This is a genomic window from Pseudomonas sp. GL_093 (assembly GCF_057837605.1).
Map to the genome: position 1 here is coordinate 2,149,039 of NZ_CM174448.1, position 16,449 is coordinate 2,165,487.

Sequence of the window (16,449 nt, forward strand, 5' to 3'; positions counted from 1 at the left end):
CTTCAGACCCGAGCAGCGGTCACGGCTGCCGAACCCCACGTGGTTCTCCAGCGACGTTTCACGCCGTGCAGACCGAACCAGGCCAGAACGCCAAGGCTGGCGAACAACCACAAGGCCAGTTGATAGCTGCCGGTGCTTTGCTTGATCGCGCCCATGCCCGCTGCTAGTGCAAAACCGCCAATACCGCCGGCCATGCCGATCAAACCGGTCATCACACCGATCTCGCGACGAAAACGCTGCGGCACCAATTGGAAAACGGCGCCGTTACCGGCACCCAAACCGAGCATGGTGCAGACGAAAAGTGCCAGAGCCGCGTAGGAACTCGGCAGATTGAAACCCACCGCAGCGATGCAGACCGCCGCCACTGTGTACATCCCCAAGAGGGTGCGAATGCCACCGAAGCGGTCAGCCAGAGCGCCGCCCAACGGACGCATCAAGCTGCCACCGAACACGCAGGCTGCGGTGTAGTAACCAGCGGTCACCGGGCTGAGGCCATATTGGTCGTTGAAATAGCCGGGCAGGGCGCTGGCCAGGCCGATGAAGCCGCCGAAGGTCACGCTGTAGAAAAACATGAACCACCAGCTGTCGCGGTCGCCCAGGGCCTTGAAGTAGTCGGACACGGACTTGGCTTTCGGCCGCTCAGGGGCGTTTTTGGCCAGCCAGGCGAAGACGATGATGGTCAGGATCAGCGGGATCAGGGCGAAGCCGAACACGTTGCTCCAGCCAAACGCAGCCGCCAGCACCGGGGCGATCAGTGCGGCGAGCACGGTGCCCGAGTTACCGGCACCGGCGATGCCCATGGCTTTGCCTTGGTGCTGGGGTGGATACCATTGCGAGGCCAGCGGCAGGGCAACGGCGAAGGACGCGCCGGCCATACCGAGGAATAGGCCCAGCACCAGCGCTTGTTCGTAACTGTGAATGCCGAGTTTCCAGGCGCCGAACAGTGCGCAGATGACGATTACCTGGCCAATCAGCCCGGCGGTTTTCGGTGACAGGCGATCAGCCAGCAAGCCCATTACAAAGCGCAATACCGCCCCGGCCAGAATCGGCGTGGCCACCACCAGCCCACGCTGCTGGGTGGTCAGGTGCAGGTCGGCGGCGATCTGCACCGCCAGTGGGCCAAGCAGGTACCAGACCATGAAACTCAGGTCGAAATAGAGGAAGGCCGCGAACAATGTCGGGGTATGGCCAGATTTCCAGAAGCTTGAATTCATCGCGCACCTCAGCTGTTAGGAGTCTCGAGAAGGAGTCATGAGCTTGCAGGTGGGGCGCCGCATCGGCCGCACCACCGGCCCCGGTCTGTGGGGCCAAAACAAAAAAACGCCGCCACCGGATTCGCCAAAGGGCAAATGAGGTGAGCGACGTCTTTGTCGTAGGTGGGGCAACCGCCGTTGGTTACCTGTAGCGATTACCTAGCGAGATCTGTGCCAACAGGTGAAACCGTGTGCGGCCAATCGCGAGCAAGCTCGCTCCCACACTTGATTTGTGTTCGACGCAATTCCCTTGTGGGAGCGAGCTTGCTCGCGATGGCGTCCTATCAGGCGACACAGAGGTTCAACCGAGCAATTCACTCATGGCGATGATCTGCTCCGCCACCTGAATCAGCTTCTGCTGCCGGCTCATGGCCTGGCGGCGCATCAGGGTGTAGGCCTCTTCCTCGTTGCAGTCCTTCATTTTCATCAGCAGCCCTTTGGCCAGCTCGATGCGCTTGCGCTCGGCCAGTTGCTGGTCGCGGGCGTTGAGCTGGGCGCGCAAGGCCTGGTCGCTTTCAAAACGCGCCATGGCCACGTCGAGAATCGGCTGCAAGCGCTGTGCGTGGATGCCTTCGACGATGTAGGCACTGACGCCGGACTTGATCGCCTGACGCATCACATCGGGGTCATGTTCGTCAGTAAACATCACGATCGGCCGCGGTTGATCGCGGCTCACCAGCACCACTTGTTCCATCACATCGCGGCTCGGTGACTCGGTATCGATCAAAATCACGTCCGGACGCACTGTTTCGACGCGCGCGGGCAGGTCGATGGTCAGGCCCGACTCGTCAATCACCTCGAACCCGGCTTCGGTCAGGGCCGCTTTCAGGCGACCGACTTTCTTCGCGGTGTCGTTGATCAGCAGGATACGCAACATATTCGCAGTCTCCTGTCAGCGGCTGGCGAGAAGGGGCGAGCTGTCGCTCATGGCGTGCAGTTTGAAACTGCGGGCATAGCCGGCGGGGTCCTGGCCATCCCAGACCTTGCCGTCGATCAACTGGCTGCTGCGCATTGGCTGATCACTCGCGGCCACACCGACAGCGGTGGCGGCCTCTCGATACAAGTCTAGTTGCTGGACCTGCCGGGCCACGCCGAGGTAGTCCGGGTCGTCGCGCAACAAACCCCAACGGCGGAATTGGGTCATGAACCACATGCCATCGGACAGATACGGCAAGTTGACCTCGCCACCACCATGGAAACGCAGCGCGTGCGGGTCTTGCCAGCGATTACCCAGGCCATCGGCGTAGTCACCGAGCAATCGCGGTTCGATGCAGTCGAGTGGCGCGTCGAGGTATTCGGGTGCGCTCAACAGCTTCGCGGTGCTACGGCGATTTTCGGTACTTTCCTCGATGAAGCGGCTGGCCTCCAGAATCGCCATCACCAGCGCCCGTGCGGTGTTGGGGTATTGCTCGACAAAGGCGCGGGTGCAGCCGAGGACTTTTTCCGGGTGATCGGGCCAGATGGTCTGCGTGGTGGCCATCGTGAACCCCAAGTTTTGCTGCACCGCACTGGCGGACCATGGCTCGCCGACGCAGAAGCCATCGATGCGCCCGGCTTGCAGGTGCGCAACCATTTGTGGCGGCGGCACGACCACGCTGTCGACGTCCTGCAACGGGTGGATGCCCTGACTCGCGAGCCAGTAATACAGCCACATGGCGTGGGTGCCCGTAGGAAATGTCTGGGCGAAGGTGAGTTTTGGGCGACTTTGGTGCACGTGCCGGTCAAGTGCTTCAGGACTGGTCACGCCCAGCGCCTGCAAGCCATGGGAGAGGTTGATGCTCTGGCCATTCTGATTCAGGCCCATGAGCACCGCCATGTCGGTCGACGCGACACCGCCGATGCCCAAATGCACGGCGTAGATCAAACCGTACAGGCTGTGCGCGGCGTCGAGTTCGCCACTGACCAGTTTGTCCCGCAGGTTGGCCCAGGACGACTGGCGCTTGAGGTTCAGGGTCAGGCCATAAGGTTGGGCGAAGCCCTGCGTGGCCGCGACCACCACGGAGGCGCAGTCACTCAGGGCCATGAAACCGAGGTTGATTTCGGTCTTTTCCGGGGCATCGCTGCCGTTGACCCAGGCCAGAGGGTTGGCTGGAACTTCAATCATCAGTAAACACCTTCCATAAAAAAGCGCCGTACCGGGCTGCTTGCCAGGGCAAGGCCAAGTGACGACGCCTTTGTCTTTCGACTCATCCCGCCGTTGGCATGAGTGCTGATGTCAGTGATGGTGCAAGGCATATGCCATCGCTCGCTGATTTTGTCGCGCGCCTCGCCTGCAACCCCGATGCCCGGCTATAATCGCCGCCACTTTTCGTAGCCCAGAGTCAAACCCGCCCATGTACACCCTGGCCCGTCAGCTGTTGTTCAAACTTTCCCCGGAAACCTCCCACGATCTGTCCCTGGACCTGATCGGCGCGGGCGGGCGTTTGGGCCTCAACGGCTTGCTGTGCAAGGCACCGGCGAAAATGCCGGTGACCGTCATGGGCCTCGAGTTCCCGAACCCGGTGGGTCTGGCGGCCGGTCTGGACAAGAACGGCGCGGCCATCGACGGTTTTGCGCAATTGGGTTTTGGTTTTGTCGAAATCGGCACCATCACTCCGCGTCCGCAGCCGGGCAACCCGAAGCCACGCATTTTCCGTCTGCCGGATGCCGAGGCGATCATCAACCGCATGGGGTTCAACAACCTCGGCGTCGATCACCTGCTGGCTCGAGTGGCGGCGGCCAAGTTCAAGGGCGTGCTGGGCATCAATATCGGCAAAAACTTCGATACCCCGGTTGAGCGGGCGGTCGACGACTACCTGATCTGCCTGGACAAGGTCTATGCCCACGCCAGCTACGTGACGGTCAACGTCAGCTCGCCGAACACCCCGGGCCTGCGCAGCCTGCAATTCGGCGATTCGCTGAAGCAGTTGTTGGCCGACCTGGCCACGCGCCGCGCAGAACTGGCGCTGCGCCACGGCAAACATGTACCCCTGGCGATCAAGATTGCGCCGGACATGACCGACGAAGAAACCGCTCAGGTCGCGCAAGCGCTGATCGAAACCGGGATGGACGCGGTGATCGCCACCAACACCACCCTGAGCCGCGTCGGCGTAGAAGGCATGGAACATGGTGACGAGGCGGGCGGTTTGTCCGGCGCACCGGTTCGTGACAAGAGCACCCACACCGTGAAGGTGCTGGCGGCCGAGTTGGCCGGTCGCTTGCCGATCATCGCCGTGGGCGGTATCACCGAAGGCAAGCACGCGGCTGAGAAAATCGCTGCAGGTGCCAGCCTGGTGCAGCTCTATTCCGGCTTCATCTATAAAGGCCCGGCGCTGATTCGTGAATCCGTAGACGCCATCGCCGCCTTACGCTGACTTGTAGCAGCTGCCGAGCACCGCGAGGCTGCGTTCGGCGGCGAAGCCGTCGTAAACCCTGCATGCATGGTGTGTCGGTAAGACCGCGGTGTCTGGTCTCACGACTGCTTCGCAGCCGAACGCAGCCTCGCAGGCTCGGCAGCTGCTACAGGGGAATGTGTGGGTAGTTGGCATAAAAAAGGGCTCCTCGAAGGAGCCCCTGGGCCGAAGCCCGCCGCCCGGATGGGGCGTGCGTGGTAAGTCGTTACGTAATCAGGTTGTCGTGTCGGAGTGTGTGCCCTGTGTTAGCCGACGGCGTGAAGTTCGTTGAGTCTATGGATTCCCGCAGTGCCGGTCATACCGTCCCAGTTGTCGCCGCGTCCTTCTCGCCAGCCGTTAATCCAGGCTTGGCGTACCGACGGTAGAGTAAATGGGCAAAGCTCACGGGATTTGCCACCAACGCCATATTGATATCCGCGCAAAAATGCTCTTTCCAACGGATCACGCTTAAGTCTTCTCATAGGGTGTTGCCCTCACTTGTTGACTGTATTTATCGCGTCGACCTCAATCGAGGTCTGGCAGAAAAACTCCTGCCGTTGGGGGCTCGCTGCCGGCGTCGCGAGCCAAGGTGTTGACGTCATTGCGGCGTCAACCTGTATTGAGTTCTAACCAATGCGTCACATCGAGGGAATGATCGTTTTGTCATAAGGACGTAACGATAAAGATGGTATGGCGATAAGTAACACGATGTTGTCCCGTGTTTATTGGCAAAACCCCGGTATGATCAGCCCCGCGCTGCATGATGGGGTTAATCCTTTAATGAGAATGCCTCCTGTTGAATAGGGGGACTATTCGACGAAGGGTCGACTTATGACATTTTGTTGCATCAACTTTTTTATCTGTCTTTGCATCTAAGCTCTTTTAACCCGAGCTTGCAGGGGTGGGACGGCACACCTTCGTGCCACGCGGGCGCTCTTTTAGAAAAGCGCCTGATTGAAAACCGGGCCGGCAATGCGTTGCCGGTTCACTTAGCTAAAGGCTCTGGAATTACCATGTCCGATCGTTTCGAACTCTTCCTCACTTGCCCCAAAGGCCTTGAAGGCCTGCTCATCGAGGAAGCCATCGGGCTTGGCCTTGAGGAAGCGCGTGAGCACACCTCTGCCGTGCGCGGCATGGCCACCATGGAAACCGCTTATCGCCTGTGCCTGTGGTCGCGTCTGGCGAACCGGGTGCTGCTGGTGCTCAAGCGTTTCCCGATGAAAGACGCCGAAGACCTTTATCACGGCGTGCTGGATATCGAGTGGCAAGACCACATGCTCAACGATGGCACCCTGGCCGTTGAGTTCAGCGGTCACGGCTCGGGCATCGACAACACCCACTTCGGCGCCTTGAAGGTCAAAGACGCCATCGTCGACAAACTGCGCACGCCGCAGGGCGATCGTCCGTCCATCGACAAGCTCAACCCGGACCTGCGCATTCACCTGCGCCTGGACCGTGGCGAAGCGATTCTGTCCCTCGACCTCTCCGGCCACAGCCTGCACCAGCGCGGCTATCGCTTGCAGCAGGGTGCGGCGCCGCTGAAGGAAAACCTCGCGGCCGCAATCCTGATCCGTTCCGGCTGGCCACGCATTGCGGCCGACGGCGGCGCGCTGGCTGACCCGATGTGCGGTGTCGGTACGTTCCTCGTCGAAGCCGCGATGATCGCCGCCGATATGGCGCCGAACCTGCGTCGCGAGCAGTGGGGTTTCACGGCCTGGCTCGGTCACGTCCCGGCGCTGTGGAAAAAGCTTCACGAAGAAGCCACTGAGCGTTGCGCGGCCGGTCTGGCCAAGCCACCGCTGTGGATTCGCGGTTACGAAGCCGATCCGCGCCTGATTCAACCGGGCCGCAACAACGTTGAACGTGCCGGCCTGAGCGAGTGGATCAAGATCTACCAGGGCGAAGTCGGGACGTTCGAGCCACGTCCGGACCAGAACCAGAAAGGCCTGGTGATCTGCAACCCACCGTACGGCGAACGTCTGGGTGACGAGGCGAGCTTGCTCTATCTCTACCAGAACCTCGGCGAACGTCTGCGTCAGGCTTGCTTGAACTGGGAAGCCGCGGTATTCACTGGCGCCCCGGACCTGGGCAAGCGCATGGGCATCCGCAGCCACAAACAGTATTCGTTCTGGAACGGCGCGTTGCCGTGCAAGTTGCTGCTGATCAAAGTCACTCCAGACCAGTTCGTCACCGGCGAACGTCGCACCCCGGAACAGCGTCAGGTCGAGCGTGAACAAGTTCAAGCCGAAGTCGAAGTCGCAGACAACGACGTAGCACCCGGCAAGTACGAGAAGTACAACAAGAACGGCAACCCGATCAAACCGGCACCGGTAGTGATCGAGCAGCCGCGCTTGAGCGAAGGCGGGCAGATGTTTGCCAACCGTCTGCAAAAGAACCTCAAGGCCCTCGGCAAGTGGGTCAAGCGTGAAGGCATCGACTGCTACCGCGTCTACGATGCCGACATGCCGGAATATTCCATGGCCATCGACCTGTATCAGGATTGGGTCCACGTCCAGGAATACGCCGCGCCGAAATCCATCGATCCGGAAAAAGCCTCGGCGCGCATGTTCGATGCCCTGGCCGCCATTCCGCAGGCCCTGAACATCGACAAGAGCCGCGTGGTGGTCAAGCGTCGCGAGCGTCAGAGCGGCACCAAGCAGTACGAACGCCAAGCGGCACAGGGCAAGTTCGTCGAGGTCAACGAAGGTGGCGTGAAGCTGCTGGTGAACCTCACGGATTACCTCGACACCGGGCTGTTCCTCGATCACCGACCAATGCGCATGCGGATCCAGAAAGAGGCGGCCGGCAAGCGCTTCCTCAACCTGTATAGCTACACCGCAACCGCCAGTGTTCACGCAGCCAAGGGCGGCGCGCGCAGCACCACCAGCGTCGACCTGTCGAAAACCTATCTGGACTGGGCGCGTCGCAACCTGTCGCTGAACGGTTTCTCCGAGAAGAACCGTCTGGAGCAGGGCGACGTGATGGCCTGGCTCGACGCCTGCCGTGACGAATACGACCTGATCTTCATCGATCCGCCGACGTTCTCCAACTCCAAGCGCATGGAAGGGATCTTCGACGTGCAGCGTGACCAGGTGCAATTGATCGACCTGGCCATGGCGCGTCTGGCCCCGGGCGGCGTGTTGTACTTCTCCAACAACTTCCGCAAGTTCCAGCTCGAGGAAAACCTTGCCGAGCGTTATGCGGTCGAGGAAATCACCGCCCAGACCATCGATCCGGATTTCGCCCGTAATGGCAAAATCCACCGTGCCTGGAAAATCACGGCTCGCTGACACTTGAACGGATTGGATCCACAGAGCCTTGATTTTTAAAGGCTCTTGGCTTCTTTCTGTGCTGGTCAAATTGATGGCTAATAGCTATAACTCAACGCATGGCCAATGGGCTTTCCCGCACCTGGCGTTTTGAGTTGCGTCTATGTCGTTGCACGCCGTGCGCCCGAAGATCCTGGGTTTTATCAGTGAAGATGTCTCGGCCTGGCTGGTCGCATTGCTGGTATTGGTTGTCGGCGGGATTCTCACGGGATTGCTGGCGTGGTCGACGCTGAATCTGTTCCAGCATCAATTGCGGCAACGTTTCCAACTGCTGGCCAGTGAACGTTACAGCCGTATCGAAGAACGCTTTGAAGATCAGGAGCAGCGCCTCGATGGCCTGCGCCGGTTCTTTGCCAATTCCGATTCGGTCTCCCGCGCGGAGTTCGACGGTTACACCCAACCGCTGCTGCACCGGACTCAGGCCTATTCCTTCGCCAAGCGGGTAACCGGTGCCGAACGGGCGGAATTTGAACGCCAGGTGCGTGCAGAGGGTTTACCCGAGTTCACCCTGCGCGAACTCAATGCCGACGGCCAACTGCAACTGGCGGCCGAACGGGATGAGTACGTGGCGGTGCTGTATAGCCAGACCCAAAGCAAACTGGGTTCGCCGCTGGGCTACGACCTGTGGGCTCAACCCTTGCGCCGTTCCACCCTTGAACGGGCCGATCAGCTCGGCGGCATGGCGGTATCGCAACCGATGCATCTGGTCAGTATCGAACCGGCCTATGCCCGCGGCGTGCTGCTGGTCGCACCGGTGTTGCTGCGCAATAGTCCGGCTACGGCGGGGGTGAAATCGTACGGTTATGTCATGGCTGTGATCAGCATGCATCAGTTGCTCGCGGACGGGCTGCCGGAGGCTGGCCGTGACTATCTTTCGGTGCGCATTCTCGACTTATCCACAGACGATCAGCACGAAGTGCTTTATGAGTCCCCCAACACGCCGGCGCCCAGTGAGTTGTCCGCGACCCGGCTGTTGCGGCTTGCCGACCATGACTATCAAGTCGACATTCAGCCCAGCGATGCCTTCCTGCAAGCCAATCATTCTTCGGTGACCACCCTGGTGGTGCTGGGCGGCTTGCTCAGTCTGTTGCTCAGTGCCTTGCTGTATGTGCTGGTCAGTCAGCGTCAACGGGCGCTGAAAATGGTCGAGCAACGGACCCAGGAACTGCGCGCCCGTGAGCAGGAGTTGCGCGGCACCCATGGCCAGTTGCGCGGCGTGCTGAATGCCGCGACCCAAGTGGCAATCATCGCCACTGACCTGCGCGGGGTTATCAGCACCTTTAATGCCGGTGCCGAACAAATGCTCGGTTACACCAGCACCGAGGTGGTGGGCCACATGACCCTGGAAAACCTGCACTTGCCCCGAGAGCTCCTGGCACGTTCGGCGGAGTTGAGCACGCGTTATGGCAAACCGATTCCGACCTGTCAGGCGATGTTGGTCGAGGGCGGCGAGGAGGGCGGTCACGAAGCGCGGGAATGGACGCTGCTGCGCAGCGACGGCAGCCATTTGACGGTGAACATGCTGGCGACCCCGGTCCTCGACGAGCAAGGCTTGTGGGTCGGGCACCTGGCGATCTGTATCGACATCACTGAACGCAAGCGGGTCCACGAGGCCCTGGCGGCACGGGACCTGTTGTTGAAGAAACTCAGCGCCCATGTGCCCGGCGGGATCTACCAATTCAAGATGGAGTTCGATGGGCGCTTCAGCGTGATCTACGCCAGCGACGGTATTCGCGAGATCTACGAACTTGAACCGGATGTGCTGTTGTTCAACGCCGAAGCGATTTTCACGCGGATTCATCCGCAGGACACCACTCGGGTCCGCGCTTCGATCCGGGCGTCGGCGGACACCCTCAGCCCTTGGCGCGAGGAATACCGCGTGCAGCTGCCCCTGCGCGGCCTGCGTTGGGTTCGTGGCGAAGCGACGCCGGAGGAATTGCCCGGTGGCGGCGTGCTCTGGCACGGCTATGTCTCGGACATCTCCGACTTGAAACGGGTGGAAGAAGAACTGCGGGCGCTATCGATCACCGACTCTCTGACCGGGATCCACAACCGCCGCTATTTCCAGGAACGCCTGACCACCGAAATGGTCCGGGTCGAACGCGGTGGCGGCGAACTGTCGGTGATCATGCTCGATATCGACCACTTCAAACGCATCAATGACCAGCATGGTCACGCGGTCGGCGATCGGGTGTTGCAGATCGTGTGCGAACGCATCGGCCATCGGCTGCGGCGCACCGACGTGTTCTGTCGCCTGGGTGGCGAGGAGTTCATGGTGCTCTGCCCGGATATCAACGGCGAGCATGCCCATGTCTTGGCCTTGCAGCTGTGGCAAGGGTTGCGCAGTTCGCCGATCGAAGGCGTCGGGACCGTGACCGCCAGTTTCGGGATTGCCAGTTGGCGAGTCGGGGAGGGCGCGGATGCGCTGCTGCTGCGGGCGGATTCGGGGGTGTATGCGGCGAAACTGGCCGGGCGGGATCGGGTAGAAGGAGAGATGAACTAACCCTCCATGCGGCCCCTGTGGGAGCGAGCTTGCTCGCGATGAGGCCCTGACATTCGATATTGATGTCGACTGTCACACCGCTATCGCGAGCAAGCTCGCTCCCACATTTGATCTCCAGTGTTTGGAAGGTCGGGTTAGAGCACCGAAGCCGTTTCCGGCAGTTTTGGCTGGCGATACAGGTCCAGCAGTACCTGATCCAACACCGACGAAGCGCCAAACGGTGCCTTGTCGTTGAGGATCGCCACTACCGCCCAGGTATTGCCGTTGATGTCGCGGCTGAAACCGGCAATCGCCCGCACCGTATTCAAGGTGCCGGTTTTGATGTGCGCTTCACCGCGCATCGCAGTGGTCTTCAGGCGTTTGCGCATGGTGCCGTCGGTGCCGGCAATCGGCATCGAACTGATGAACTCGGCCGAATACGGGCTTTTCCAGGCCGCTTGCAGCATGCCGGCCATTTCACGCGCACTCACACGTTCGGCACGGGACAGGCCGGAACCGTTCTCCATCACCAGGTGCGGCGCGGTGATGCCTTTCTTCGCCAGCCACTGACGCACGACACGCTGGGCAGCCTTGGCATCGTCACCGTCGGCCTCGGTGCGGAACTGCGCACCCAGGCTCAGGAACAGCTGCTGGGCCATGGTGTTGTTACTGTATTTGTTGATGTCGCGGATGATTTCCGCCAGGTCCGGCGAAAAGGCCCGAGCCAGTACCTTGGCATCTTTAGGCGTTGGCGCCAGACGGTCCACGCCCTGAATGCTGCCGCCCAGTTCCTTCCAGATCGCTCGCACTGCACCCGCGGTGTAGGTCGCGTGGTCGAGCAGCGACAGGTAAGTCTGGGAGCTGCAACCCTCGCCCAGCTGGCCGCCGACCGTCACGGTAACGCTGCCATCGGCCTGGGTCACCGGGTTGTAACGCACGCCACCGGTGCATTGCTTGGAATTGACGGCTTTGACCTGGTTTTCGATGCGAATGGTGGCAATCGGCGGTTCCACCGACACCAGCACCCGGCCGTTGTCGTTACGCGCCACAAAGCGCAGGGCCTTGAGGTTGACCATCAGCGAATCGGGTTTTACCAGGAACGGTTTGTTGTCGTCATTGCCGTCGTCGTTGAACTGCGGCAATTGCGGTTGTACGAAGAAGCTGCGATCCAGCACCAGATCGCCAGTGATTTGCGTCACACCGTTGGCGCGCAGGTCACGCATCAGTAACCAGAGTTTTTCCATGTTCAGCTTCGGATCACCGCCACCCTTGAGGTAGAGGTTACCGTTGAGGATGCCGCCGCTGAGCGTGCCGTCGGTGTAAAACTCGGTTTTCCACTGGTGGTTCGGGCCGAGCATTTCCAGCGCCGCATAGGTGGTGACCAGTTTCATGGTCGAGGCCGGATTGACGGAGACGTCAGCGTTGAAAATCGTCGGGGTGCCAGGGCCGGTGAGCGGGATCATCACCAGTGACAGGGCGTTGTCCTGCATCTTGCTGGCCTTGAGGGCTTTTTCAACGTTGGGCGACAGCGAGGTGTTGATCGGAGCGGCGGAAACAGAGAAGGCCAGCGGGAGCATAAAACCGGCCAGTAGCAATGGACGCAAAGATTTGATCATGTGAAATAAAACCCTACAGCCGAGGGGAAAAAAGACGAGGGCATGAAGATAAATTCCCTCAGCGGTCATGAAAGTGTCGGCATTATGCCCCAAGGTGTAGCGGCTTGTGCCTTACCCTGGTCCTCTAATCCGCTATTTTTTTACCGACGGTAGGGCCTGCAACCCAGAGAGACGGGCAATCGGCGCCTTAAACTGCTAAAGTGCCGCCCGTTATTACTTATGAGGATTGTTCCAATGGCGACTAACCGTTCCCAGCGTCTGCGCAAAAAACTGTGCGTCGATGAATTTCAAGAGCTGGGTTTCGAACTGAACCTGGATTTCAAAGAAGATTTGGCTGATGAAGCCATTGATGCTTTCCTCGACGCGTTCCTGAAAGAAGCCATGGAAGCCAACGGTCTGGGTTATGTTGGCGGCGACGACTTCGGTCTGGTTTGCCTGCAGAAGCGTGGCTCGGTGTCCGAAGAGCAGCGTGCCGCTGTTGAAGCCTGGCTCAAAGGCCGCAGCGAACTGACCGAAGCAACCGTCAGCCCGCTGATCGACGTCTGGTACCCGGAAAAGCCGATCAATCCGGTAGCTTGATGTTGTAAAAAAACGGCGACCCAAGGGTCGCCGTTTTTTTATGTCCGGAAGATCAAGAGCTCGCAGCCTCGTTTCACTCGACAGCTGCTACAGGGCAATGCGATCCATGTAGCAGCTGTCGAGTGAAACGAGGCTGCGAGCTTTTAGCTTTTACGCCAGTTCAGAATCACCAGCGTCAACACCCCCGCCACAATCCCCCAGAACGCCGAACCGATGGAAAACAGCGTCAGCCCCGACGCGGTCACCATAAAGGTAATCAGCGCCGCTTCACGTTCCTTCACTTCGTTCATGGCGATGCTCAAGCCATTGATGATCGAGCCGAACAGCGCCAGTGCCGCAATCGACAGCACCAACTCTTTCGGCAGCGCGGCAAACAGCGCCGCCAGTGTCGCGCCGAACACCCCGGCAATCCCGTAGAAAATCCCGCACCAGACGGCCGCCGTGTAGCGCTTGTTGCGATCTTCATGGGCATGCGGCCCGGTGCAAATCGCCGCGCTGATAGCCGCCAGGTTGATCCCGTGGGAACCGAACGGCGCCAACAGCAACGAAGCGATGCCAGTGGTGGTGATCAGCGGCGAGGCCGGCACGGTGTAACCGTCGGCGCGCAGCACGGCGATGCCGGGCATGTTCTGCGAGGTCATTGCCACGACAAACAGCGGAATGCCGATGCTGATGGTCGCGGCCAGGGAGAAGTGCGGCGTGGTCCAGACCGGCGTTGCCACTTCCAGGTGGAAGCCACTGAAATCCAGCAGGCCCATGAATCCCGACAGTGCCGTGCCGATCAACAGCGCGGCGAGTACCGCATAACGCGGCGACAGGCGTTTGACCACCAGATAAGTGAAGAACATCCCCAGTACCAATGCGGTGCGATGCTGCGCGGCGACGAAGATTTCGCTGCCGATCTTGAACAGAATCCCCGCCAGCAGGGCGGCGGCCAATGACGCCGGAATCTTTTTCACCAGCCGTTCGAAGCTGCCGGTCAAACCACAAATGGTCACCAGGATCGCGCAGGTAATGTAGGCGCCGATGGCTTCGCCGTAGGTCACGCCGCCCAGGCTGGTAATCAGCAACGCCGCGCCGGGGGTCGACCAGGCAATGGTGATCGGTGTGCGATAACGCAAAGACAGGCCGATCGAGCACACCGCCATGCCAATCGAGATCGCCCAGATCCACGAGGAAATCTGCCCGCTGGTCAGACCCGCCGCTTGCCCGGCCTGGAACATCAGGACCAGCGAGCTGGTGTAACCGGTCATCATCGCGATGAAGCCGGCAACGATCGCAGAAGGCGACGTATCGGCCAAAGGGCGGAGTTGCGTGTGCGTGGCGTCGTTCATGACAGCGGTGTTCCTTATACTTTTGAAAGGTAAAACCCGGGTTCAAGCCTAAACTCAAAAGTAACCAGTCGTTGCAATACAGCGGAAGTGACAAACAGCCGTACAGTCGTGTTGCCACCCTCCATTGTGTACAATCGCGGTGTTTTTTACGCGATACTTGCCAGCGACCCACTGTGCCGTATTACAGTCACGGTCAATTCGCCGCAGTTCTTCCGACTCGAGTGCCCATGAACGAACAGTTGCAACCCCTAAAGAAACAACCGCGAGCAGGCAAAGCCGGCCGCAGCGGTACCCAGGACGATATTGTCTACGCGCATATCTTCGAGGCCATCCTCGAACAGCGTCTGGCGCCCGGCACCAAGTTGAGCGAAGAAGCGCTGGGGGAAATTTTCGGGGTCAGTCGCACCATCATTCGCCGCGCGCTCTCGCGTCTGGCCCATGAAGGCGTCGTGCTGCTGCGTCCGAATCGTGGCGCTGTCGTCGCCAGCCCAAGTGTCGAAGAGGCGCGCCAGGTGTTCATGGCCCGGCGTCTGGTGGAGCGAGCGATCACTGAATTGGCGGTGCAGCACGCCACTGCCGAGCAGATTGCCGAGTTGCGCCAGATGGTCAACGACGAGCGTGACAGCTTCTCCCGTGGCGATCGCGGCGCCGGTATTCGTCTGTCGGGCGAGTTCCACTTGAAGTTGGCTGAAGCAGCGAAAAACGCGCCGCTGATCAGCTTCCAGCGCAGCCTGGTGTCCCAGACGTCGTTGATCATTGCCCAGTATGAAAGCGGTAATCGCTCCCACTGTTCCTACGACGAGCACACCCAGCTGATCGACGCCATCGAAGCGCGCAACGCTGAGCTGGCGGTGGACCTGATGATGCATCACATGGATCACATCGACAGCAAACTCAACCTCGACGAAGAAAGCGCGTCGGATGATTTGCATGCGGTGTTCTCGCATTTGTTGCAGACCAAGAAGCCAGGGCGGCCAGTCGCGAAGCTCTGATAGACCGAGTCGCGCCCATCGCGAGCAGGCTCACTCCCACATTGGATTTGTGTTGAATGAAAATCCTGTGTCCACTAGAGATCTACTGTGGGAGCGAGCCTGCTCGCGATAGCAATCTGACAGGCAATAAAAATCCCCCGGGCTGTAAAGCTGCGGGGGATTTTTTTATGCCCGGAAAAACCTAGCGCTGATGCACCTGATTCCCCGCCGCATACGTCTGCAACACGGTCCGGTCATCCCCCAGCGTCATTAACACAAACAACGTCTCGGCAATGTTATTGGCCTGCTTCAAGCGATAGCTGAGCAGCGGCGTGGCGTTGTAGTCCAGCACCAGGAAGTCCGCATCAGTGCCCGGTTGCAGGGTGCCAATCTTGTCTTCCAGACGCAGCGCACGCGCACCACCGAGGGTGGCCAGGTACAGCGACTTGAACGGGCTCAACCGTGCGCCTTGCATCTGCATGACCTTGTACGCTTCGTTCAATGTTTGCAGCAGCGAGAAACTGGTGCCGCCACCGACGTCCGTACCGAGGCCGACATTCAACTTGTGCTTCTCGGCCATCGGCAGGTTGAACAACCCGCTGCCGAGGAAGAAGTTCGACGTCGGGCAGAAGGCAATCGCCGAGCCGGTTTCCGCCAGCCGCGCACACTCGTCATCGCACAGGTGCACGCCGTGGGCGAATACCGAGCGCTCGCCGAGCAGCTTGTAATGGTCGTAGACGTCCAGGTAGCCCTTGCGTTCCGGGAACAGCGCCTTGACCCACTCGACTTCCTTGAGGTTTTCGCTGATGTGGGTCTGCATGTACAGGTCAGGGAATTCGCTGAGCAACTGACCCGCGAGGGTCAGCTGTTCCGGGGTGCTGGTCGGGGCGAAGCGCGGGGTGACCGCGTAGTGCAAACGGCCCTTGCCGTGCCAGCGCTCGATCAGCGCCTTGCTTTCGACATAGCTGGATTCGGCGGTGTCGGTCAGGTAGTCCGGCGCGTTGCGGTCCATCATCACCTTGCCGGCGATCATCCGCAGGTCCAGCTGTTCGGCGGCCTCGAAGAACGAGTTCACCGACTGCGGGTGCACGCTGCCAAACACCAGCGCGGTGGTGGTGCCGTTGCGCAGCAGTTCCTTGATGAAAATGCCCGCGACTTCATCCGCGTGAGCCTTGTCGGCGAACTGGCTTTCGCACGGGAAGGTGTAGGTGTTGAGCCAGTCCAGCAGTTGCTCGCCGTAGGCGCCGACCATGCCGGTTTGCGGCAGGTGAATGTGGGTGTCGATGAAGCCCGGGGTGATCAGCGCATCCTGATAATGGGTGATCTCGATGTCAGCCGGCAGGGTCGGCAGCAAGTCGCTGGCGTGACCAAGGGCGCTGATCTGGCCGTTATCAACCACTAGCAGGCCATCTTCGAAATACTCATACGAGGCTTCAATACCGACTTCGGCAGGATCAGCGATGCTGTGCAGAATGGCGGCGCGGTAGGCTTTGCGAGTCAGTGGCATAAAATTT

The 16,449-nt window shown here is 60.2% G+C and carries 12 protein-coding genes; 5 read left to right on the plus strand and 7 right to left on the minus strand.

Features of this window, described 5'->3' with window-relative positions; all coding sequences use genetic code 11:
* Positions 1-2: 2 nt before the first annotated feature.
* The 3 genes from AC3IUE_RS09715 to AC3IUE_RS09725 all read right to left on the minus strand — a co-directional run bounded on the left by AC3IUE_RS09715 (position 3) and on the right by AC3IUE_RS09725 (position 3,357).
* Complete coding sequence (locus AC3IUE_RS09715; RefSeq protein ID WP_046047894.1) at positions 3-1,214, minus strand: nitrate/nitrite transporter; 1,212 nt, start codon at positions 1,212-1,214, stop codon at positions 3-5.
* 340 nt (positions 1,215-1,554) lie between these two features.
* Positions 1,555-2,130, minus strand: a complete 576-nt coding sequence (locus tag AC3IUE_RS09720; RefSeq protein WP_008146285.1) for an ANTAR domain-containing response regulator — start codon at positions 2,128-2,130, stop codon at positions 1,555-1,557.
* 15 nt (positions 2,131-2,145) lie between these two features.
* Positions 2,146-3,357 carry a CmpA/NrtA family ABC transporter substrate-binding protein gene (locus AC3IUE_RS09725; protein ID WP_489267000.1) on the minus strand — a complete coding sequence of 404 codons (1,212 nt, stop codon included), beginning with the start codon at positions 3,355-3,357 and terminating at the stop codon, positions 2,146-2,148.
* Positions 3,358-3,586: 229 nt separating this feature from the next.
* Between AC3IUE_RS09725 and AC3IUE_RS09730 the strand changes: the two genes are divergently transcribed.
* Positions 3,587-4,606 (plus strand): quinone-dependent dihydroorotate dehydrogenase, encoded by a 1,020-nt coding sequence (locus AC3IUE_RS09730; protein ID WP_461997564.1) that lies wholly within the window; start codon positions 3,587-3,589, stop codon positions 4,604-4,606.
* A 284-nt stretch (positions 4,607-4,890) separates the two neighbouring features.
* Here the strand turns inward: AC3IUE_RS09730 and rmf are convergent, their stop codons facing one another.
* Positions 4,891-5,106 carry a ribosome modulation factor gene (gene rmf, locus AC3IUE_RS09735; protein ID WP_003223300.1) on the minus strand — a complete coding sequence of 72 codons (216 nt, stop codon included), beginning with the start codon at positions 5,104-5,106 and terminating at the stop codon, positions 4,891-4,893.
* Positions 5,107-5,637: 531 nt separating this feature from the next.
* Here rmf and rlmKL point away from each other — a divergent pair.
* Together rlmKL and AC3IUE_RS09745 are read left to right on the plus strand one after the other, a co-directional pair.
* Complete coding sequence (gene rlmKL, locus AC3IUE_RS09740) at positions 5,638-7,914, plus strand: bifunctional 23S rRNA (guanine(2069)-N(7))-methyltransferase RlmK/23S rRNA (guanine(2445)-N(2))-methyltransferase RlmL (RefSeq protein ID WP_489267003.1); 2,277 nt, start codon at positions 5,638-5,640, stop codon at positions 7,912-7,914.
* A 142-nt stretch (positions 7,915-8,056) separates the two neighbouring features.
* Positions 8,057-10,456, plus strand: coding sequence for a sensor domain-containing diguanylate cyclase (locus tag AC3IUE_RS09745; RefSeq protein ID WP_489267005.1), 2,400 nt, complete (start codon positions 8,057-8,059; stop codon positions 10,454-10,456).
* A gap of 134 nt (positions 10,457-10,590) precedes the next feature.
* Here the strand turns inward: AC3IUE_RS09745 and dacB are convergent, their stop codons facing one another.
* A complete protein-coding gene (dacB, locus tag AC3IUE_RS09750; RefSeq protein WP_489267007.1) occupies positions 10,591-12,051 on the minus strand; it encodes a D-alanyl-D-alanine carboxypeptidase/D-alanyl-D-alanine endopeptidase in 1,461 nt (486 codons plus the stop codon).
* 234 nt (positions 12,052-12,285) lie between these two features.
* Between dacB and AC3IUE_RS09755 the strand changes: the two genes are divergently transcribed.
* Positions 12,286-12,630 (plus strand): YggL family protein, encoded by a 345-nt coding sequence (locus tag AC3IUE_RS09755; protein ID WP_007896965.1) that lies wholly within the window; start codon positions 12,286-12,288, stop codon positions 12,628-12,630.
* A 143-nt stretch (positions 12,631-12,773) separates the two neighbouring features.
* Here AC3IUE_RS09755 and AC3IUE_RS09760 read toward each other — a convergent pair whose 3' ends face one another.
* Positions 12,774-13,964, minus strand: coding sequence for a benzoate/H(+) symporter BenE family transporter (locus AC3IUE_RS09760; RefSeq protein WP_489267010.1), 1,191 nt, complete (start codon positions 13,962-13,964; stop codon positions 12,774-12,776).
* 227 nt (positions 13,965-14,191) lie between these two features.
* Between AC3IUE_RS09760 and AC3IUE_RS09765 the strand changes: the two genes are divergently transcribed.
* A complete protein-coding gene (locus tag AC3IUE_RS09765) occupies positions 14,192-14,956 on the plus strand; it encodes a GntR family transcriptional regulator (RefSeq protein ID WP_046047886.1) in 765 nt (254 codons plus the stop codon).
* A gap of 181 nt (positions 14,957-15,137) precedes the next feature.
* Here AC3IUE_RS09765 and guaD read toward each other — a convergent pair whose 3' ends face one another.
* Entirely contained in the window at positions 15,138-16,442 is a 1,305-nt protein-coding gene (gene guaD / locus AC3IUE_RS09770) for a guanine deaminase (RefSeq protein WP_415770336.1), read from the minus strand.
* Between the last annotated feature and the right edge of the window lie 7 nt (positions 16,443-16,449).